We start from the raw sequence: 18,478 nt of genomic DNA, 5'->3' as shown, positions 1-18,478 counted from the left end.
CGATCGAACGCGTGATCAGGCACTCGCTGAACGGAGAATCAGGGCCGAGGCTCCGCCGCCCGTAATCTCGCAGGCCAGGCAACCCGATGCCGACCTGAGTCAGCGGATGGCTGCGGTTGCCCGCGAACTGCGCCGCGCACACAGCGATCTCGATGCCACCCTCGCCGCCATCACCGAGTCCGCCGTATTGAATGTGGCCGCAGCCGAGGACGCCAGCATCACCACGGTGCTGCAGGGCAAGTACGTGCACAGCGCGGCCGCAGCCGGTGACCTCGGTGCCAAGTGCGACGCCATCCAGGGGCAGCTCGGTGAGGGTCCGTGCCTGGAATCGGCGATCGAGCAGCGAACCATTCGCATCGACGACATGGACGCTGACCTGCGGTGGCCGCGCTTCGCGACCGAGGCCTCGGGCCTAGGCGTCAAGAGCATGATCTGCTTCCAGCTCTACGTCGAGGGCTTCAACTTCGGCGCCCTCAACCTGCACTCCACCGGTGTTCGTGCGTTCGGCGAGGACGCCGAGTCCATTGGGGCGCTGTTCGCGGCGCACGCAGCCATCGCGTTCTCCTCGGCGCGAGAGGAGCAGCAGATACGTGCCGCGCTCACCACGCGCGATGTCATCGGGCAGGCCAAGGGCATGCTGATGGAGCGCTACAAGCTGGGCGCGCAGGCGGCCTTCGCGATGCTGGCGAAGCTGTCACAGGAGTCGAACATCAAGCTCGCGGACATCGCCCACCAGGTCGTCGCCGACGCCGAACGTGAGGCGAGCCGCTAGAGCCCGGTCCTTTCCACGGGCAACCTGAGCATCAGGCTGCGCGCGCAGTCGACCGTCAACTGGGGGTCGTGACTGAGCACGTACGAGAAGCGTCGCTGCATCTCCGGCCCGGTGTCCCCCAGGTCCTTCGCTGCCAGAACCGCGGAAAAGTGCGGAGACAGCACCACAACCACCCACTCGTCGCGCACCGGGTCGTTCGGCTCCAGGTTCGCTCCCCGCACCCGGGGCGCGGGCTCGGCATCCATGCCCACGGCCAAAGCTCCGACGAGCGCTGCCCGTGTCGCCATGACCTCCCAGCGGTGCGCGGTGAGCGGGGTGAAGTGTTTGCTCTGCTCGAACGAACCGAGGATCACTGCAGTCTGCAAGCTCTGCGCGGCCGTCGATTCGAGGCCCTTGCTCACCTCGACCAGCAGGCGCTTCGTCGACGGCTTGGAGTCCCGGCCGGCAACCGCCAGCTGATACGGCGACGTGCGCAGCATCGAACCACGATCGGGTGACGTCCGAAAGTTCAGCGGAGACGTGCGTTCCGCGGAGTTCACCGGCGTCGGGTTCTGCTCGGTGAAGTACCGTCCCTGGCCGACTCTGGCGCCGAGTGCGAGCGCGACGCTCACACCCTCCTCGGTGTCGATTCCCTCGGCCATGACGATGGCCCCGGTGCGCTCGGTGTAGGCGGCGACGGCGTTGACCACCCGTGCGGTGAACCGGCCGGGTGATCTGGTGATGAGACTACGGTCGAGTTTGACCACGTCCGGTTCCAGCAGCGGGAGCAGTGCGAGCGACTCCGGGCGCACACCGACATGGTCGACGGCGATCGCCCAGCCGAGTCGGCGAACGTCGGCGACGGCGCGCAGCAGCTGAGCGGGGCGGCGGATCAACGCTGTCTCGTCGAGCTGCAGGACGGCTGTGCCGGTTCCGTTGCCGCTGCCCTGAGCGCCTCGGTCGGGCAGATGCGGCAGTGTGTCCGGGTCGATGGCGATGAACAGGGGGAGATCCTGCACCGACTCCATCTTGGCTGCACCGTCGACGGCGCCTGCCCAGCGGACGAGATCGAGATCGACCGTCATGTCCATGGCCCGGGCAGCAGATGCCAACGCGGACGGATCACGAAATGCCGAGTTCTCCGGACCACTGACGTTGGCCTCGTAGCCGATGACCTCGTTGGTCAGCAGGTCGACTATCGGTGCAAAATCGGTGTGCAGGCTGTTCGGGCCGAGGATCGATTCCAGTCCGCCGCCGACCGCACCGTCGCCCGCACCGCTGCCCTGAGCGCGCGTCGATGACTCGCCAGTCATACCAACCCCTCGATTCCCGCTACCGAGTCCACTGCCCCAGTCGAAGCCACGAACACTTCGAGTATCACATCATCATCGGAGTACCCGGCAATTCGGACGAGCCCATCGGTTTCGCCGATCACCGCGTGGACTCGGTCGCCCGTCTGCGGGTAGTCCGCCACTGGATGTCGCCAGTGCACAGCGATCAGCGTGCCACCATCCTCGAGATGCTCGACGATCCCGGTCGATGCCGCGCGCAGGTCGGCCTCGTCCAGGTAGTACCCGACCTCGCTGAGGACTATCAGATCGAAATCACCGCCGGCCGACACCGCAGTCCATTCGTCGGTCAGCGACCATTCGAGGAAGCTCACGTGGGGTGACTCGACGCGGGCGCGCGCAGCGGCGAGCGCCGCCGGGGCGATATCGGTCGAGACGAGCGATTGGCAGCGCGCCGCGAGCTTGTCGGTCAGGATGCCGATCGAGCAACCGGGTTCGAGTGCTCGCCGATACGTCTGCTTCGGTAACGAGGCCAGGGTGAGCGCGTACTTTCGCTCCTCGTACCAGTTGTCGTCGAGACGGAACGGGTCGGGGCTCTCGCCGTACACGCTCGCGAAATACTCCCTGCCAAGTGTCATCCGAAGACCGTCACGCGAACACCACCTCGTACGGCCGCAGCAGCCGCTCGAGTACGTGTGGGGGCAGAACAGGACGATCGGCCGGATCGGAGGACAGCGCCGTGGTCTGGGTGACGAACTGCGCGGCGGCGCGTCGTTTCGCCTCGGTTAGGTCGGAGCCGAGTTCGACGGCGAACGCGCGGTCCCACGGCACCGAAGAATCACCGGGGCGAGCCCAGTGCCACATCCACAGCGGGTACTCGACGGCCGTGATGCCGAGCCGCTCCGACGCAGTCAGGCACGCGCGAGCGGTGGCCTCGTGATCGGGGTGACCGTCACCGCGCCACGGCAACAGGCACCACGTCCCAGGTTCGTTGGAGAGGAATTCGGTCAGGGCATGCGTGAGCTCCTCCTCGTGCGCGGGGACCTCGCCGTCGCCGAATCCGAGGCGGATGGGATCGAGATCGAGTCCGAGTTGGCTCAGTGCGCGGCGCGTCTCTCGTGAACGCTCGGCTACGAGTTGGTCCGGTGTGACGGTGGGAGAACCCGGATGCGATGCGCCACCGTCGGTGACAGCGAGGACGGTGACGGTGATGCCGGTCGCTGCCGCTATGGCCATCAGGCCGCCGACACCGAGAACCTCGTCGTCGGGGTGCGGCGCCACCACGATCATCTCGCGGCACCGGCTGAGGTCCAGCGCGGGATAGACATGGTCCCAGCAAGCCCATTCGGACTCCGGCGTTCCCAGCTCTTCGGTGTCGATCTTGCCGGTGTCGATCGTGCCTGTATCTGTGCTGTTTGCTACCACGGGTGGTCCTCCTTCGAGATGTCCTCACCGAGTGCTGCCAGATCACGCTCGGCGTGACTCTGACGCAGGTACACGGTCAAGTCTGCGACACGACGGGCGTGTTCGCCGTTGGCGCAGAGCGGGGCCGCTCCGAGCGCGCGTCCGACACGATCGACGATCTCGGTCGCAGCGTGTTCGACGGTTGCCCGCACGGTACGCGCCCGGATGCGTCCGTATCCGCAAGAATCGGTCGGGTCGGCGTCGATCTCGGCGGCAGCTGTGGACAGTGCGCTCGACGCGGCGCTCAGCGCTGCCGCAACTGCACCCAGATGCGCCATGGCATGGGCGTCGCGACCCGACCTGGCAGCCGTGTGCAACGTATCCGCGACGGCGCAGGCGCTCCCGAACCACACCGCGGCCACGCCTATCGCCCCGTGCCAGAAACCCGGGCGAGCAACGTACGAACCGGCGTCGCCGACGGGCACGGCACGGGCGCCGTCGAAACGAACCGTCCCCGAGTCGCTTCTGGCCATGCCGACGGCGTGCCAGGTGTCGGGGATTGGAGTACAGGAGTGCTGGGTCAGATCCACCGCGAACATTTGCCACTGATCTCCCACCCGTGCGGTGACCAATGCATCGGTGCACAGGCTCGCCCCGGAACACCAAGGTTTGACGCCGGTCAGCGCCCAGCCGTCGTCGCCGCACTCGGCTTCGAGAACCGGTGACGGTGGTTCCGCGGCCCACACGCCCCAGATCCTTCCGGCCGTGGGGACGGGGCCGCCCAGCTCGGCGAGGATCGCCACCGCATCGGCGTGCGCCTCGGCGAGTCGGCCGAGCACCGTGTCCTCGCGGCCGAGCGCCGCCAACGACCTCCAGCGCGACTCGGTACGCCCGGCGCCGGGCAAGGGGAGATCTGCCGCGTCATCGTTGATCCAGCTCAGCAGCCGAGCGGTGAGACTCTCGGCCTGAATGCCCGATCCTGAAATCCTCGGTGCCTGAGTCACTGGGCAGCCGCCAGGTGGAGGGAACGAAGATGCCCGGCGAAACCGCTCGGCGCGCGACCGAACAAACGCGTCGACGTGGTCACCGGGGCATCCGCGGCGTACAGCACCGGAATCGTGGCGTCGGCGAAACGCCGGACGAGGTCGACGTCCTCGTCGCTCGCCACGGCACCGAAGCCGCCCACGCACCAGTACGCGTCGGCGCGCATCCCGAGATTGGCGCCGTGTACGTGACCGTGGCCGGCAACGCTGCGATAGTCGGCCTCGTACGCCACTTTCAGCGCCTGGTTGCCGGGATCGAACTCGGCCACGACCGTCCCGGCGACGACGTGTGCGCCGCGGTGCGCGTGCGCGAGCTGCGATACGAGCCAATTGGGACGAACCACACTGTCGGCATCGGTCGTCGCGAACCATGTTCTGGGCGCGTGTGCCGCGGAACGGAACCCCGCAGCCCGCGCGGCGCCGACATTGCGGCGATTCAGTTCGATGATCGAAGCACCGATCTCCCGCGCCCATCGAGAGGCGATATCGGCGGAGGCATCGGTACACGCGTCGAGCGCAATGATCAGTTCGGTGGGCACAGGAGCCTGCGTCATCGCGTTCGCGATTGCCGACAGACAGCTGCTGAGCAGCGGCTCCTCGTTGTGAACAGGTACCACGACGACTGCGCGTTCGATACCCGACTGCGATTCGTTCACTGCACGTCCAACTTCCGCGGGGCCTGATCAGCTGGCTGCAAAACTCCAGACCGTGGTGTGTCGGCGTCAGGAGTGCATCGTTTTCGCAACCGAATCGGCGAATGTTCCGGCCGCCGGTGGCTCGACGGGATATACAGGGGGTGAACAAGTGGTTGATGAACCCGGCATGTGATGCCCCACAATGGCACAATCCAAACATCGCCATCGTCGAGGTGGCCTGCGACTGCACTGCTCGACTCGGGAGGGCACGGCGTGAGCACATTCGGTACGCGCGGCATCAGGCGCAAGACCCCGCTGGCGATGGCCGCGGCTGCGGTCGGTCTGTGTACGGCGGCGATGTCGCCGGGGACGGCGAGTGCGGCAGAGCTGAACTGTGCGGCGCCCGCAGGAGCCGAATCCATCGCGGTGGACGGTTCCGGTGCGTGCGGCGTCCGCGCCGACGAAGCCTCCCGGGCCATCTCTCGCGCGCTGGACGGTGTTGCGTTCTCGCGGGCGGTCCTCGGTGGAACGGCTGTGAGCCTCGCTCAGGCAGGTGGGGTCGCGGCAGCCGAGACCGAATCCGGCGGGGTCGGAGCAGTATCGCTGGGCGCGGACTCGGTGTCGATCATCTCGGCCGATCCGGGCGCGATCGCGGTGGCGATGTCGATGACTCGTGGACAGACGTTCGTCGGCACCGTCGACGAGGGCGTCCGCTGCGATGCCGGTATGGGAATGGCCGTCAATCTCACTACTGGGCAGGTATGTCTGTCCGATGGAATCAACAGCTGGAGCACACGCATAGCTCTGCCCTGATCACACATCGAAGAAAAGTAGGTACAGGCGATGACCTCACAATTCTCCAGCAGCGAGGATGCGCTGCTGCGCATCGGCAAAGACCTCTGGTGGGCGGTGCTGTTGCGCGGCGTCTTCGCCATTGTGTTCGGCATCGTCGCTTTGGCGTGGCCCTCGGTCACCGTCTGGGCGCTCGTCCTCGTCTTCGGTGCCTATGCCGTCGTCGACGGTATCTCTGCGATCGTTCGATCGATCCAGGCGCGCAAGGTCGACTCCAGTTGGGTGTGGTGGCTACTCGGCGGAATCGTCTCTCTCGGCGCTGGCATCGTCGCCTTCGTCTGGCCCGAGATCACCGCTCTTGCGGCCGTCTTCGTCATCGGAATCTGGGCCGTGTTGGGCGGCCTGCTCGAAATCGTCGGTGCGCTGCGCCTGCGCTCCGTCGGCGGCGCCTCGCACTGGGTGATGCTCCTCGTCGCGGGCCTGCTCGAGCTCGTGTTCGGGCTCGTGCTCGTGTTCTTCCCGGTCAGCGGAATTCTGAGCATCGTCTGGCTCATCGGCGTGTTCGCGTTGCTGTTCGGACTGGTGCTCGTCGTGTCCGCGTTCACCGTACGTTCGGAGGCGAAAAAGGCAGGCGTGCTCTGACCGCGACTTCTGATCGATTCGCTATGTTCAGCAGTGGTGTGTGTTAATGACAGCTGGTTTCGGCTGCACTGATCACAGGGTCCTCAACCTCGTCCGAGGTTGAGGACCGTGCAGCAGGACTAAGCAGATGAACTATTGCAGAAGAAGGATGGATCCGATGGTCATGGCACCTCGTTCACCGCGTCGACTGGTAGGGCGACTGACCGCAGCGACGATGATCGCCGCTTTCGGCGCCGCTGTCGTCATTGCTCCGGCTCAGGCCGCGCCGCTGTGGCCAGGCGGTCCCGATGTGCCGGGTCTCGGTTCCTCCGCCCCCGCGGTTCCAGCGATCCCTGCCCTGCCCGTTCCGGCACCGGAGCCGCAGATGCAGCGCCTGATGCCCGCGCCGTTCGCCGATCCGTCGATCACACCGAACGGGGGCGAGATCGTCGGCGTCGCGCAGCCCATCAAGATTTCCTTCTCCGACACCATCGGTGATCGTGCGGCTGCCGAAGCAGCGATCGAGATCACCACGACGCCGAAGGTGGACGGTCACTTCTACTGGATCAACGACACCCAGGTGCGTTGGCTGCCGAACGAGTTCTACCCGGCGCACACCCAGGTCACCGTCGCCGCAGGCGGTGCGCGCGCCGATTTCTCCACCGGCGACTCCTTGATCACCACCGCCGACGACGCGACCAAGACCATCACCGTCACCCGCAACGGCGAGGTGGTGCGCACCATGCCGACCTCGTTCGGCAAGCCGGGGTACGAAACCCCCAACGGCACGTACATCGTCGGCGAGCGGGTCCGGGAAATGTACATGGATTCGTCCACGTACGGCGTTCCTGTCGATGCGCCCGAGGGCTACCGCACATACGTCGAGTACGCGACACGGATGTCCTACAGCGGCATCTTCCTGCACGCCGCGCCGTGGTCCGTCGGCTCGCAGGGCTATGCGAACGTCAGCCACGGTTGCCTCAACGTCAGTACCGAGGACGGCAAGTGGTTCTACGAGAACGCACGCAAGGGCGATCCTGTCGTGGTGGTCAATACCGCAGGCGGAACCCTCAGTGGCGCCGACGGATTGGGTGACTGGAACCGTTAGGCGGCTTCGCCGCATGTGCGCGGAAATGCATAGTGGGGCACGTATTTCCGCTCACATAGCAAGGTTTTGGTTTCAATTTTCTTAGGGGTTGGGGTCTAGTTCACCGCACGTTCGCCGCGGGTGAGCACAGTCCCCGCGGTGACGACATCGACGGAACGAGTGCTGCCCACAGCGGGCCGGAGGAGATTCTTCGGCAGGCCGTGGAGTGACTACGCGCTCTTCCTGATCCTCCTCGGGCCGAACCTGGCTCTGCTGGCGGTGTTCACTTACCGGCCTCTCGTGGAGAATGTCCAGTTCTCGTTCTACGACTGGAATCTCTCTTCGCCTACAGCAACTTTCATCGGGTTCGGGAACTATCGCGAATGGCTCTCTCGCGACGACACGTGGGTCGTCGTATCCAACACGGTCATCTTCACCATCGCCGCCGTCGTCGGCAGCCTTGTGTTGGGGCTCATCCTGGCCATGCTTCTCGACCGAAAGCTACGGGGCCGCAACTTCGTCCGGTCTGCGGTGTTTGCACCCTTCGTCATCTCCGGTGCCGCGATCGGTATCGCGTTCCAGTTCGTGTTCGACCCGAACTTCGGGCTGGTCCAGGATCTGCTGCAGCGCGTCGGGCTGACTTCACCGGACTTCTACCAGGATCCCGACTGGGCGCTGCTGATGATCACGGTGACTTACCTGTGGAAGAACCTCGGGTACACCTTCGTCATCTACCTGGCCGCACTGCAGGGTGTGCGCAAGGAGTTGATGGAAGCAGCCGAGATCGACCGCGCAGGCAAGTGGACCACCTTCCGTAAAGTGCTGCTGCCGCAACTGCGTCCGACCACGTTCTTCCTGTCCATCACCGTGCTGCTCAACTCGTTGCAGGTGTTCGACATCATCAACGTGATGACGCGCGGCGGCCCGCTCGGCTACGGCACCACGACGATGGTCTATCAGGTCTACGAGGAGACGTTCCGCAACTTCCGGGCCGGCTACGGGGCGACGGTGGCGACGATTCTCTTCGTGGTCCTGCTGATCGTCACTCTGGTGCAGGTTCGCATGATGGATCGAGACGATGCGCGATGACACTGACCGAAGCTCGCAAACAGGACACTGCCGAGCCGTCGCGCACTCGTCCGAAGGATCCCGGGCGTCAGCGCAGCCTGGCCACCGTGTTCGGCTACATCGCGATGGTGTTGGTGCTGATCATGATCGGTCTGCCGCTGTTCTGGATTCTCATTACGTCCTTCAAGGAGCGCGGCGACATCTATGTCCAGCCGGTCACGTGGTGGCCGGGGGTTTTCCATCCTCAGAACTACTCCGAGGCGACGACGGAGGTGCCGTTCTTCACCTACATGCGCAACTCGATCATCATCACGGGCGTGCTGGCTGTCATCAAGTTCGCTCTCGGTGTGTTCAGCGCCTACGGCCTGGTGTTCCTGCGGTTCCCCGGTAAGAACATCGTCTTTCTGGTCATCATCGCGGCGTTGATGGTGCCCAACCAGATCACCGTCATCTCCAACTACTCGCTCATCTCCGACCTGGGCTGGCGAAATTCGTTCCAGGGGATCATTCTTCCGCTCGCCGGCGTCGCGTTCGGCACGTTCCTGATGCGCAACCACTTCCTGTCGATACCTGCGGAGATCATCGAAGCCGCACGTATGGACGGCGCGGGCCCCTTCCGGTTGCTGTTCCGCGTGGTGCTGCCTTTGTCGGGGCCGACGATGGTGGCGTTCGCGATCATCACCATCGTCAACGAGTGGAACGAATACCTCTGGCCGTTCCTGATGTCCGACGACTCCTCCGTCGCACCGCTCCCCGTCGGTTTGACGCTGCTCCAGAACAGCGAGGGCTACACCAACTGGGGCGCCGTCATGGCGGCGACCGTACTGACCATTCTGCCGATTCTCGTCGTATTTCTTGCCCTGCAACGTCACATGATCAAGGGCCTCACCTCCGGTGCGGTCAAAGGCTGACTCGATTTCTTCTAGGAGAACACTCATGGCACACCTCACTCGTCGCGGCTTCCTCACGCTGACCGGCACAGTCGCTGCCGGTGCGGCGCTGGCCGCATGCAGCGGTCCGGGTTCGAGCTCGTCGGCATCGGGATCCGAGGCATCGGGCGACGCGAGCACGATCAACTTCTGGTCGAACCACCCGGGCAAGTCTCAGGCGTTCGAGGAGGAGCTCATCGCCCGGTTCCAGGCCGAGAACCCCGGTCTCACGGTCAATCTGATCGACGGTGGTAAGAACTACGAGGAGGTCTCGCAGAAGTTCAATGCGGCACTCTCGGGCAACGATGTGCCCGACGTCGTGGTGCTTTCGGACGTGTGGTGGTTCAACTACGCCCTCACCGGTGCCATCGAGCCGCTCGACGGACACTTCGAGGCCGCTGGTGTCGACTCGGGTGACTACGTCGATTCGCTTCTGGCCGACTACAACTGGAACGGCAACCACTGGGCACTGCCGTACGCTCGCTCGACTCCGCTGTTCTACTACAACAAAGAGGTGTGGGCGCAGGCGGGACTGCCCGATCGCGGACCGGCGACCTGGCAGGAATTCGACGAGTGGGGCCCGCGCATCCAGGCCGTCGTCGGCAACGGAAAGCTGGCGCACGGCTGGGGCAATGCCGTCGACTATCTCGGGTGGACGTTCGAGGGCCCGATCTGGACATTCGGCGGCGCTTACTCCGACGAGTTCACGCTGAAGTTCGACGACCCCAACACGATCGCCGCGGGCGAGTTTCTCAAGAACATGATTCACACCAAGAAGTACGCTGGCGTCTCCCAGGACATCGCCAACGATTTCGGTGCGGGAATTCTGGCCTCGACCATCGCCTCCACCGGCGACCTGTCGACCATCACGCAGAACGCGTCGTTCGAGTTCGGCACCGCGTTCCTGCCTGCAACCGAAGGAAAGCCCGGATGCCCGACGGGCGGCGCCGGTCTCGCCATCCCCGCGAAGATCTCCGAGGAGCGAAAAGTCAACGCACTCAAGTTCATCGACTTCATCACCAACGGCAGCAATACCGCGTACTTCTCGCAGAACACCGGCTACATGCCGGTCCGCAAGTCGGCACAGGAGGATCCGAGCGAGATCGCCTTCCTCGAGGCCAACCCGAACGCGAAGACCGCCGTCGATCAGCTGGCGGTGACACGCTCGCAGGACTACGCCCGTGTGTTCGTTCCCGGTGGGGACAAGATCATCGGCACCGGCCTCGAGCAGATCGCGCTGCAGAACGCAGACGTGGCAACCACATTCGCCGGAGTTGCAGATCAGCTCCAGCAGATCATCGACCGCCAGATCACCCCGAACCTCCCCTCGTAATGGCGGCCGTTCACTATTCGGGTGTCTCGCACCGCTACCCGGGGTCCGATGCGCTCGCCGTCGACACGCTCGATCTCGACATCGCCGACGGCGAGTTCATCGTGCTGGTCGGGCCGTCGGGGTGCGGGAAGTCGACGTCGCTGCGGATGCTCGCGGGCCTCGAAGCCGTGGAGAGCGGACGCATCGATATCGGCGGCGTCGATGTCACCGAACTCGCGCCGCGAGAACGTGACGTGGCAATGGTGTTCCAGAGCTATGCGCTGTACCCCAACATGACCGTTGGGGACAACATGGGTTTTGCATTGCGGAACGCCGGAATGAGCAAGTCCGACACTGCAGCTCGGGTGTTGGATGCAGCGAAGATGCTCGAGCTCGAACCGCTGCTCGATCGCAAGCCGGGCAAGCTGTCCGGTGGACAGCGGCAGCGTGTTGCGATGGGGCGGGCGATCGTGCGCCAACCCAAGGTGTTCTGCATGGACGAGCCGCTGTCCAATCTCGACGCGAAGCTCCGCGTCTCGACGAGAGCGCAGATCGCCGGACTGCAGAAGCGGCTCGGCACGACGACGGTGTATGTAACCCACGACCAGGTCGAGGCCATGACCATGGGAGATCGTGTCGCCGTACTCGAGTCCGGCAAGCTGCAGCAGATCGCGTCGCCGCGCGAGTTGTACGACAACCCGGTCAACACGTTCGTGGCAGGGTTCATCGGGTCGCCGGGGATGAACTTGATCGACGCCCCGGTCATCGACGGTGCAGCTGTCATCGGCGACGTTCGCATCCCGGCCCCCACGTCGGATGCGCGGGTCACCGTCGGTATACGGCCCGAGTCGTGGACCTTGCGGGAACCGGCCGACGATTCAGTCGGCTCGGTTGCCGTCACGGTGGAGCTGATCGAGGAACTCGGTGCCGAGTCCTTCGTGTACGGCACACCCGCCCCGGGCGCCGATTGGACGACCGGATCGGGTCGCCTTGCGGTCCGGGTGGACCGCAAACGTGCACTCGGTCTCGCCCAGACCCTTCGGCTGGTCCCCACCCTCGACGAGGTGTTCTTCTTTTCGAGTACTACCGGGGCGCGCCTGTAGCCGCCGGTTGCCCGAGGTCGACGGGCAGCGACGCCCAGCCGTGCAGGACTCGGGTGTCGCGGCGGATTCCCTCACCTGCGGATTGCAGGTGGGGGAATCGGTCGAACAAAGTCTTCAGTCCCACTTCGGTTTCGGCTTTCGCCAGTGCCGCGCCGAGGCAGTAGTGGCGTCCGCCGGAGAACGAAAGGTGCTTGTTCGCGTTCTGGCGGGTGACGTCGAATCGGTACGGATCCTCGAATACGTCGGGATCGCGGTTGGCGCCGGCGAGGACGAGGAGTACGAGCTCGCCTTCCTTCAGCGGCACACCCTCGACCGTCATGGCATGTTTGGCCACCCGCGCCGTCAGCTGAACCGGCGACTCCAGGCGGAGCATCTCCTCGACGGCAGTCGGCCAGTGTTCGGGCTCGTTGCGCAGAACCTCCAGCTGATCGGGATGGTCGAGTAGCAGGCGGATACCGCTACCGAGGAGGTTGACGGTGGTCTCGAACCCCGCAGCCAGGACGAGGCCGGCGGTGGCGCGCAGTTCCTCGTCGTTCAGCCCGACGCCATCCTCCTTCGCCCGGATGAGTTGGCTCATCAGGTCGTCGCCGGGATTGCGTCGAAGCTCGGCGAGGTGACCGGCGAGCCAGGCGTCGAACTGTTCGAGGCCCTTTTCGACGAGATTGAACTGTTCCCAGGTCAGTCCGATGTCCAGGCTCGGCGCGGCCATCTCGCCGAATTCCAGCACCCGTTGGCGCTCGCTGTCCGGGACCCCGAGGATGGTGCTGATGACGGCGACGGGCAGTTGGGCGCAGTACGTGTCGACGATGTCCACCTCACGGCCCCCCACGGTGAGCTCGTCGAGCAGGCTGTCGGCCTTCTCCTGGACCATCTCGCGCATCCGGGCCACCGCCCGGGGGGTGAAGACGGAGGACACGAGCTTGCGGTAGCGAGTGTGTTCGGGTGGTTCCACCGACAGCAGCGACGGCGGCTTGAGCGGGTGCAGCGCCTTGGATCTGGTCTTGCTCTCGATGTAGCGCAGCGGGCCGGGGAGGGCACCACCGAATTGGGTGACGCGGAAGTCGTCGGATCGCAGTAGATCGTGCACCAGCTGGTGGTCGACGGTGATGTTGGAGATGCGTGTCTTCACCAGCGGCCCGGTTGCCCGTATCCGTTCGTAGACCTGGCGCGGGTTGGCGCGCGTCGCCGGGTCCGCGATCAACATTGCCTGCGGGTCACCGGCCTGGGCGGCCTTCTTCGCTCCGTACCGCACCACCGCATGTGCTGCGATCCACCTGATCCGTGCCTTCATTTCCCCACCCCTTGTTTTGTCGAGCTACCAGATCTTGACGCGCTGGTCCGGTTCCAAGTACAACCCATCTCCGGGTCGGACATCGAACGCTTCGTGAAAACTGTCCAGATTGCGCACTACCCCGTTGCAGCGGAATTCTGGCGGCGAGTGCGGGTCCACTGCGAGGCGGCGGATTGCCTCCTCGTCGCGAGCCTTGGTGCGCCATACCTGCGACCAGCCGAAGAACACCCGCTGCAGCCCGGTGAGGCCGTCCAGCACCGGGGCAGGCTCTCCGCCGAGTGCGATCTCGTACGCGGTGACGGCGATGGACAGTCCGCCGAGGTCGCCGATGTTCTCTCCGATGGTGAACTCACCGTTGACGTGATGTCCGGGCAGAGCCATCGGTTCGAACTTGTTGTACTGATCGATCAGCGCGGCGGTGCGCGTGCCGAACTCGGCGCGGTCGGAGTCGGTCCACCAATCCACCATGTTGCCGTCGCCGTCGTACTTGGCGCCCTGATCGTCGAACCCGTGGCCGATCTCGTGGCCGATGACGGCACCGATACCGCCGTAGTTCGCGGCGTCGTCGGCCTCGGCGTCGAAGAACGGTGGCTGCAGAATGGCTGCGGGGAAGACGATTTCGTTCATGCCTGGGTTGTAGTAGGCGTTGACCGTCTGCGGCGTCATGAACCATTCGTCGCGGTCGACGGGACCACCGAGCTTGTCGAGATCGCGCTGATAGTCGGCGGCGTATCCGCGTCGATAGTTGCCGACGAGGTCGCCTGCGTCGATCTCGACGGCGGAGTAGTCACGCCAGCGGTCCGGGTAGCCGATCTTGGGGGTGAACTTGTCGAGCTTGTCCAGCGCCTTCTGGCGTGTTTGCGGGCTCATCCATTCGAGGGAGGAGATGTTGCGCCGGTATGCCTCTTGCAGATTGGCGACGAGGACCTGCATCCGTGCTTTGGAGTCGGCGGGGAAGTGGCGCTCGACGTAGAGCTTGCCGACCACTTCACCCAACACGTCCTGCACCAGGGAGACCCCGCGCTTCCACCGCTCGCGGTTCTCCTCGGTACCGGTGAGCTTGGCGCCGTAGAACGCGAAGTTCTCGTCCACGAAAGCCGCCGACAGATAGGGGGCGCGGCTGTGCAGCACGCGCCAGGCGAGCCAGGCCTTCCAGTCGGCGATGTCCTCCGAGATCCACAGGTCCGTGAAAGTACTGATGAACGGAGGTTGACGAACCACGATCTCCGCGAATTGCTCGGTGGTGCCGGCCAACCCGGAAATCCATGGTTGCCAATCGAAACCGGATGCGAGCGTGTCGAACTCGGTGAGGTTGTAGCTCTTCTCGGCGTCCCGGCGAGCGACCACGTCCCAATGGCCGGCGGCGAGCTTGCGCTCGAGGTCGAACACGCGCTGCGCGTCGTACGGTAGTTCGGCGAGCGAGAACATCGCGGCGATGTGGGCGATGTAGGCCTCGCGTATCTCCGCGTATCCCTCCTCGCGGTAGTAGGACTCGTCCGGCAGACCGATGCCCGACTGGGAGAAATGCACCAGATAGCGGGAGGAATCCTTGGCGTCGGTGTCGACGTAGTGCGCGATGGCGCCACTGACGCCGGTGCGCTGCAGCGAGCCGAGGACCTCGGCGAGGGTGGCCAGGTCGGCCGCGTCGGCGACGGCAGCCAACTCGCCGGCGATGGGCGTCAAGGCGGCTTCCTCGACGGCGTCGGTGTCGAGGAAGCTCGAGTAGAGGTCACCGATCTTCTGCGCATCGGTGCCGACCGGCGGTTTCGACGCCGCAGCCTCCTGGATTATCTCCCGGACATCTTCCTCGGCCTTGTCGTACAACGTGCGGAAAGCGCCGTCCACGGCGCGGTCGGCGGGGATGGCGTACTCGTCCAACCACTTGCCGTTGACGTGGACGAACAGGTCGTCCTGTGCGCGCGTGCCCTCGTCGCGGTGGCTGAGGTCGATGCCTGATTTCGCCCGTTCCGAGTCCAATGCTGTCATGCATTCCATCTTTACACCCCGGTGCGACATCGGGGTTCTTGTCAGGCACTGAACAACTGTTTAGTATCTTGTTCATGCGTTCGATCAGGGTGGACGATCAAACAACACGGGCTCGTATACGCGACGCCGCGATCGAAGTGTTCGGCCGGGACGGCTTCGCCACCGGAGTGCGCGCCATCGCCACCGCAGCAGGTGTATCGCCAGGGCTGGTCAACCATCACTTCGGTTCCAAGAACGGCCTACGGCAGGTGTGCGACGGATACGTCCTCGATGTGGTGCGCGAGAGCAAATCAGGCGCCATGTCCGCCTCTCCCGCCGGGACCATCGCGCAACTGGCCGAGATCGACGAGTACGCGCCGTACGTCGCCTATATCGCTCAAAGCTTCACCACAGGAGGCACGTTCGCGAAACAAATGTTCGAGAACATGGTCGACGACACCGCCGCCTACCTGGAAGAAGGCGTCGCCAACGGACGCCTGAAGCCCAGCCGTGACCCTCGGGCGCGCGCAAAATTCCTGACGCAGCAGAACGTCGGCGGAATGCTTCTGCACATGCGCATGGCTCCGGGGGGCACCGACTTCAAGAGCGCGCTGCGTGACCTGGCCGAGAGCATCACCCTCCCCGCCCTCGAGCTCTACACCGAAGGACTGTTCACCGACGACGCCACCCTCACCGCCTACCTTCACCACCGGGAGACGACATGAGCGCCATAGAGATCCGGGGACTGACGAAAAAGTTCGGCCAGGTCACCGCCCTCGACAGACTGGACCTGACCGTCGAAGCAGGTGAGATACACGGCTTCCTCGGTCCGAACGGCGCAGGAAAGTCGACGACGCTTCGCATTCTGCTCGGGCTCATCAAAGCCACGTCCGGCCGGATCGAAATGCTCGGCGCAGACCCGTGGAACGATGCCGTCGCACTGCATCGGCGGCTGGCCTACGTACCAGGCGATGTCACCCTGTGGCCGTCGTTGACCGGTGGCGAGGTCATCGATCTCCTCGGACGCATGCGCGGGGGGATCGACACCGGCAGACGCGACGAGTTGATCGAGCGGTTCTCGCTCGACCCGCGCAAGAAAGCCCGCACCTACTCGAAGGGCAATCGTCAGAAAGTCGCGTTGATCTCCGCGCTGTCGTCCAACGCCGAACTGCTTCTGCTCGACGAGCCGACCTCGGGACTCGACCCTCTGAAGGAGCACGTCTTCTCGGCCTGCGTCACCGACGCCGCGGCGCGCGGAACAACCGTGTTGCTGTCCTCGCACATCCTGTCGGAGGTCGAGAGGCTCTGCGAGCGGGTCACGGTGGTGCGTGAGGGCCGGGCCGTCGAGTCCGGCGCGATCTCGCAGATGCGACATCTGACGTACACCACAGTCACCGCCGAGGTCGAGCGTGTTCCGGTGGATGTGTCCACGCTGCCTGGGGAGACCACCGTCGTCGGAAACACCATCACCTGCCGCGTCGAGCGGGCCGAGCTGCCGCGACTGATGAACATGCTCGCCGCCGCCGGCATCAACAGTCTCGTCAGCGCGCCGCCGACGCTCGAGGATCTGTTCCTGAAGTATTACGCGAGCCCGACATGACCGGCACACTCGGACTGGTACGCCTTTACCTCCGCAAGGATCGCGTAGTCCTTCCCCTGTGGGTTGTGGTGATCGGCCTGCTTCCGCTGCTGTACGCAGTGAGTTTCGACGGTCTCTACGCCACCGACCAGCAACGTGAGAGCTTCTACGCGGCGACGAGCCAGATCCCGGCCCAACTGGCCATGGTCGGGCCCATCTTCGGCAGCGACCTCGGCGCACTCGTCACCTGGCGTTCGGGCGTCTTGCTGACGATCGTTCCCCTCGCCGTGATCCTGACCGTCATCCGTCACACGCGAGTCGAGGAAGACGCAGGGCGGACCGAGCTGGTGGGCTCGACCGCAGTCGGGCGCAGCGCCGGCCTCGCTGCCGCGCTCGTCGTCGCCGTCGGCGGGACGGTGATCACCTCGGTCCTCGGTGCGGTCACTCTCATGGCCTTCGGGCTGGCGGCGGCGGGGAGCATCGCATTCGGGCTGTCGATCCTTGCCGCTGGGACGGTGTTCGCCGGTATCGCCGCCGTCACTGCCCAGCTGGGGTCGGGAGCACGCAGCGCGCGCGGATACGCGTTGGCTGTTTTGGCGGGTGCCTTCGTGCTCAGGGCAATCGGCGACGCCGTGTCCTCCACCGGGTACTCGATGCTGTCCTGGTTCTCGCCCATCGGGTGGTCGGCGCAGCTGAGGCCGTTCGCCGACGAGCGATGGTGGGTTCTCGTGCTCTCGGCCGCCGCGTCGGCGATGTTCATCTCACTGGCGTTCGCTCTGGCTGCTCGACGCGACCTCGGGTCCGGACTCGTCGCGGAACGCCTCGGACCCGCGTACGCCTCGGTGTCGCTCGGTGGAGTGTTCGGTCTCGCCTGGCGTACCCACCGCGGTTCGTTCCTGGCCTGGACCATCGGCCTCGGCGTGACTGCGCTGGTTCTCGGGGCGGCGGCCGACAGCGTCGGCGGGCAACTCGGGGGTAGCGAAGCCGTGTCGGACATATTGAGCACATTCGGTGGAACGACGCTGGTCGAGTCCTACCTGGCGAGCTCGATCAGCCTGCTCGGCATCGGGGCTGCAGCGTACTCGATCTCGGCCATCCTGCGAGCTCACGCCGAGGAGGAGGCGTCGCTCGCCGAGCCCGTGTTGGCCACGGGCGTGAGCCGCTCCCGGTGGCTGGGGAGCCATCTGCTCTGGGCCACCGCCGGCCCGGCGTCGGCGATGCTGGTGGTGGGTCTTGCGGCCGGTATCCCGTACGGCTTGGCCGTCGGAGACATCGGCTCGGTTCTGCCGGGTGTACTCGGTGGCGCGCTGGTTCAGATTCCTGCAGTGTGGGTGTTCACCGCGACGGGAGTTCTCTTGTTCGGGCTGCTCCCGCAGTATGCGCCGATGGTGTGGGGCGTGCTCGCCGCGTGTGTGATGCTGGGTCAGGTCGGCGCGGTCATGGGTCTGCCTCAGATCTGGCTCGACCTGTCGCCGTTCACGCACCTACCGCACTTGCCGGGCGGATCGGTTGCGCCGACGCCGTTGGTGGTTCTGGTGGCCATCGCGGCGCTGGGGTGCGTGGTGGGCGTTGCCGGGTTTCGACGGCGAGACCTTCGAAGCTGACCGCT

Annotated in this window: 18 protein-coding genes; 11 read left to right on the top strand and 7 right to left on the bottom strand. The window is 65.2% G+C overall.

All coding sequences use genetic code 11. The features are described from left to right. The first annotated feature begins 106 nt into the window (after positions 1–106). Complete coding sequence (locus J1M86_RS19535) at positions 107–772, top strand: GAF and ANTAR domain-containing protein (protein WP_206511143.1); 666 nt, start codon at positions 107–109, stop codon at positions 770–772. Here the strand turns inward: J1M86_RS19535 and J1M86_RS19530 are convergent. The 5 genes from J1M86_RS19530 to J1M86_RS19510 are packed head-to-tail and all read right to left on the bottom strand — an operon-like array spanning position 769 to position 5,143. Beyond that, entirely contained in the window at positions 769–2,064 is a 1,296-nt protein-coding gene (locus J1M86_RS19530; RefSeq protein WP_206511023.1) for an EAL domain-containing protein, read from the bottom strand. The two genes, J1M86_RS19535 and J1M86_RS19530, sit on opposite strands and share 4 nt — an antisense overlap. Beyond that, positions 2,061–2,678, bottom strand: coding sequence for an SAM-dependent methyltransferase (locus J1M86_RS19525; RefSeq protein WP_206511022.1), 618 nt, complete (start codon positions 2,676–2,678; stop codon positions 2,061–2,063). Before J1M86_RS19525 ends, J1M86_RS19530 begins: the two co-directional genes overlap by 4 nt. Before the next feature lie 10 nt (positions 2,679–2,688). Beyond that, entirely contained in the window at positions 2,689–3,465 is a 777-nt protein-coding gene (locus J1M86_RS19520; protein ID WP_206511021.1) for a PIG-L deacetylase family protein, read from the bottom strand. Then, positions 3,459–4,415 (bottom strand): acyl-CoA dehydrogenase family protein, encoded by a 957-nt coding sequence (locus J1M86_RS19515; protein ID WP_075837891.1) that lies wholly within the window; start codon positions 4,413–4,415, stop codon positions 3,459–3,461. Before J1M86_RS19515 ends, J1M86_RS19520 begins: the two co-directional genes overlap by 7 nt. Before the next feature lie 29 nt (positions 4,416–4,444). After that, positions 4,445–5,143 carry a glycosyltransferase family 2 protein gene (locus J1M86_RS19510; protein ID WP_075837828.1) on the bottom strand — a complete coding sequence of 233 codons (699 nt, stop codon included), beginning with the start codon at positions 5,141–5,143 and terminating at the stop codon, positions 4,445–4,447. A gap of 252 nt (positions 5,144–5,395) precedes the next feature. On the opposite strand from J1M86_RS19510, the gene J1M86_RS19505 reads away from it, so the two are divergent. The 7 genes from J1M86_RS19505 to J1M86_RS19475 all read left to right on the top strand — a co-directional run bounded on the left by J1M86_RS19505 (position 5,396) and on the right by J1M86_RS19475 (position 12,034). Then, positions 5,396–5,935: a DUF6764 family protein gene (locus tag J1M86_RS19505; protein WP_083667317.1), complete on the top strand. Its 540-nt coding sequence runs from the start codon at positions 5,396–5,398 to the stop codon at positions 5,933–5,935. A 30-nt stretch (positions 5,936–5,965) separates the two neighbouring features. Next, positions 5,966–6,556: an HdeD family acid-resistance protein gene (locus J1M86_RS19500; RefSeq protein ID WP_206511020.1), complete on the top strand. Its 591-nt coding sequence runs from the start codon at positions 5,966–5,968 to the stop codon at positions 6,554–6,556. A gap of 214 nt (positions 6,557–6,770) precedes the next feature. Further along, the gene (locus J1M86_RS19495; RefSeq protein WP_241260388.1) at positions 6,771–7,643 is read left to right on the top strand and encodes an Ig-like domain-containing protein; all 873 of its coding nucleotides are present in this window, start codon (positions 6,771–6,773) and stop codon (positions 7,641–7,643) included. A 138-nt stretch (positions 7,644–7,781) separates the two neighbouring features. After that, a complete protein-coding gene (locus tag J1M86_RS19490; RefSeq protein WP_187346688.1) occupies positions 7,782–8,711 on the top strand; it encodes a carbohydrate ABC transporter permease in 930 nt (309 codons plus the stop codon). Continuing rightward, positions 8,708–9,601, top strand: a complete 894-nt coding sequence (locus tag J1M86_RS19485; protein ID WP_206511019.1) for a carbohydrate ABC transporter permease — start codon at positions 8,708–8,710, stop codon at positions 9,599–9,601. The genes J1M86_RS19490 and J1M86_RS19485 overlap by 4 nt, the downstream gene beginning before the upstream one ends. A 25-nt stretch (positions 9,602–9,626) precedes the next feature. After that, entirely contained in the window at positions 9,627–10,952 is a 1,326-nt protein-coding gene (locus tag J1M86_RS19480; protein WP_206511018.1) for an ABC transporter substrate-binding protein, read from the top strand. Continuing rightward, positions 10,952–12,034, top strand: coding sequence for an ABC transporter ATP-binding protein (locus tag J1M86_RS19475; RefSeq protein ID WP_206511017.1), 1,083 nt, complete (start codon positions 10,952–10,954; stop codon positions 12,032–12,034). Before J1M86_RS19480 ends, J1M86_RS19475 begins: the two co-directional genes overlap by 1 nt. Here the strand turns inward: J1M86_RS19475 and J1M86_RS19470 are convergent. Next, the gene (locus J1M86_RS19470) at positions 12,015–13,325 is read right to left on the bottom strand and encodes a cytochrome P450 (RefSeq protein WP_206511016.1); all 1,311 of its coding nucleotides are present in this window, start codon (positions 13,323–13,325) and stop codon (positions 12,015–12,017) included. The two genes, J1M86_RS19475 and J1M86_RS19470, sit on opposite strands and share 20 nt — an antisense overlap. Positions 13,326–13,349: 24 nt before the next feature. Beyond that, on the bottom strand, positions 13,350–15,311 hold the full coding sequence (locus J1M86_RS19465; RefSeq protein WP_206511015.1) for a M13 family metallopeptidase: 1,962 nt from the start codon (positions 15,309–15,311) through the stop codon (positions 13,350–13,352). 74 nt (positions 15,312–15,385) lie between these two features. On the opposite strand from J1M86_RS19465, the gene J1M86_RS19460 reads away from it, so the two are divergent. From J1M86_RS19460 to J1M86_RS19450, 3 genes are read left to right on the top strand one after another with little or no spacing between them, the layout of a single operon-like run. Then, positions 15,386–16,015 carry a TetR/AcrR family transcriptional regulator gene (locus J1M86_RS19460; RefSeq protein WP_206511014.1) on the top strand — a complete coding sequence of 210 codons (630 nt, stop codon included), beginning with the start codon at positions 15,386–15,388 and terminating at the stop codon, positions 16,013–16,015. Next, on the top strand, positions 16,012–16,890 hold the full coding sequence (locus J1M86_RS19455; RefSeq protein ID WP_206511013.1) for an ABC transporter ATP-binding protein: 879 nt from the start codon (positions 16,012–16,014) through the stop codon (positions 16,888–16,890). The genes J1M86_RS19460 and J1M86_RS19455 overlap by 4 nt, the downstream gene beginning before the upstream one ends. Beyond that, positions 16,887–18,473, top strand: a complete 1,587-nt coding sequence (locus tag J1M86_RS19450; RefSeq protein ID WP_206511012.1) for an ABC transporter permease — start codon at positions 16,887–16,889, stop codon at positions 18,471–18,473. The genes J1M86_RS19455 and J1M86_RS19450 overlap by 4 nt, the downstream gene beginning before the upstream one ends. Positions 18,474–18,478: the final 5 nt, after the last annotated feature.

The organism is Rhodococcus sp. KRD197 (assembly GCF_017168235.1).
GTDB lineage: Bacteria > Actinomycetota > Actinomycetes > Mycobacteriales > Mycobacteriaceae > Rhodococcoides.
Note: the sequence above shows the minus strand (reverse complement) of the source record. Positions and strands in the feature narration are given on the sequence as shown.

Coding starts and splice junctions, on each gene's coding strand:
- J1M86_RS19470 (WP_206511016.1), bottom strand. CDS start 13,325: ATGAAGGCACGGATCAGGTGGATCGCAGCACATGCGGTGGTGCGGTAC.
- J1M86_RS19455 (WP_206511013.1), top strand. CDS start 16,012: ATGAGCGCCATAGAGATCCGGGGACTGACGAAAAAGTTCGGCCAGGTC.
- J1M86_RS19465 (WP_206511015.1), bottom strand. CDS start 15,311: ATGACAGCATTGGACTCGGAACGGGCGAAATCAGGCATCGACCTCAGC.
- J1M86_RS19460 (WP_206511014.1), top strand. CDS start 15,386: ATGCGTTCGATCAGGGTGGACGATCAAACAACACGGGCTCGTATACGC.
- J1M86_RS19525 (WP_206511022.1), bottom strand. CDS start 2,678: ATGACACTTGGCAGGGAGTATTTCGCGAGCGTGTACGGCGAGAGCCCC.
- J1M86_RS19500 (WP_206511020.1), top strand. CDS start 5,966: ATGACCTCACAATTCTCCAGCAGCGAGGATGCGCTGCTGCGCATCGGC.
- J1M86_RS19480 (WP_206511018.1), top strand. CDS start 9,627: ATGGCACACCTCACTCGTCGCGGCTTCCTCACGCTGACCGGCACAGTC.
- J1M86_RS19475 (WP_206511017.1), top strand. CDS start 10,952: ATGGCGGCCGTTCACTATTCGGGTGTCTCGCACCGCTACCCGGGGTCC.
- J1M86_RS19495 (WP_241260388.1), top strand. CDS start 6,771: ATGATCGCCGCTTTCGGCGCCGCTGTCGTCATTGCTCCGGCTCAGGCC.
- J1M86_RS19485 (WP_206511019.1), top strand. CDS start 8,708: ATGACACTGACCGAAGCTCGCAAACAGGACACTGCCGAGCCGTCGCGC.
- J1M86_RS19530 (WP_206511023.1), bottom strand. CDS start 2,064: ATGACTGGCGAGTCATCGACGCGCGCTCAGGGCAGCGGTGCGGGCGAC.
- J1M86_RS19535 (WP_206511143.1), top strand. CDS start 107: ATGGCTGCGGTTGCCCGCGAACTGCGCCGCGCACACAGCGATCTCGAT.
- J1M86_RS19450 (WP_206511012.1), top strand. CDS start 16,887: ATGACCGGCACACTCGGACTGGTACGCCTTTACCTCCGCAAGGATCGC.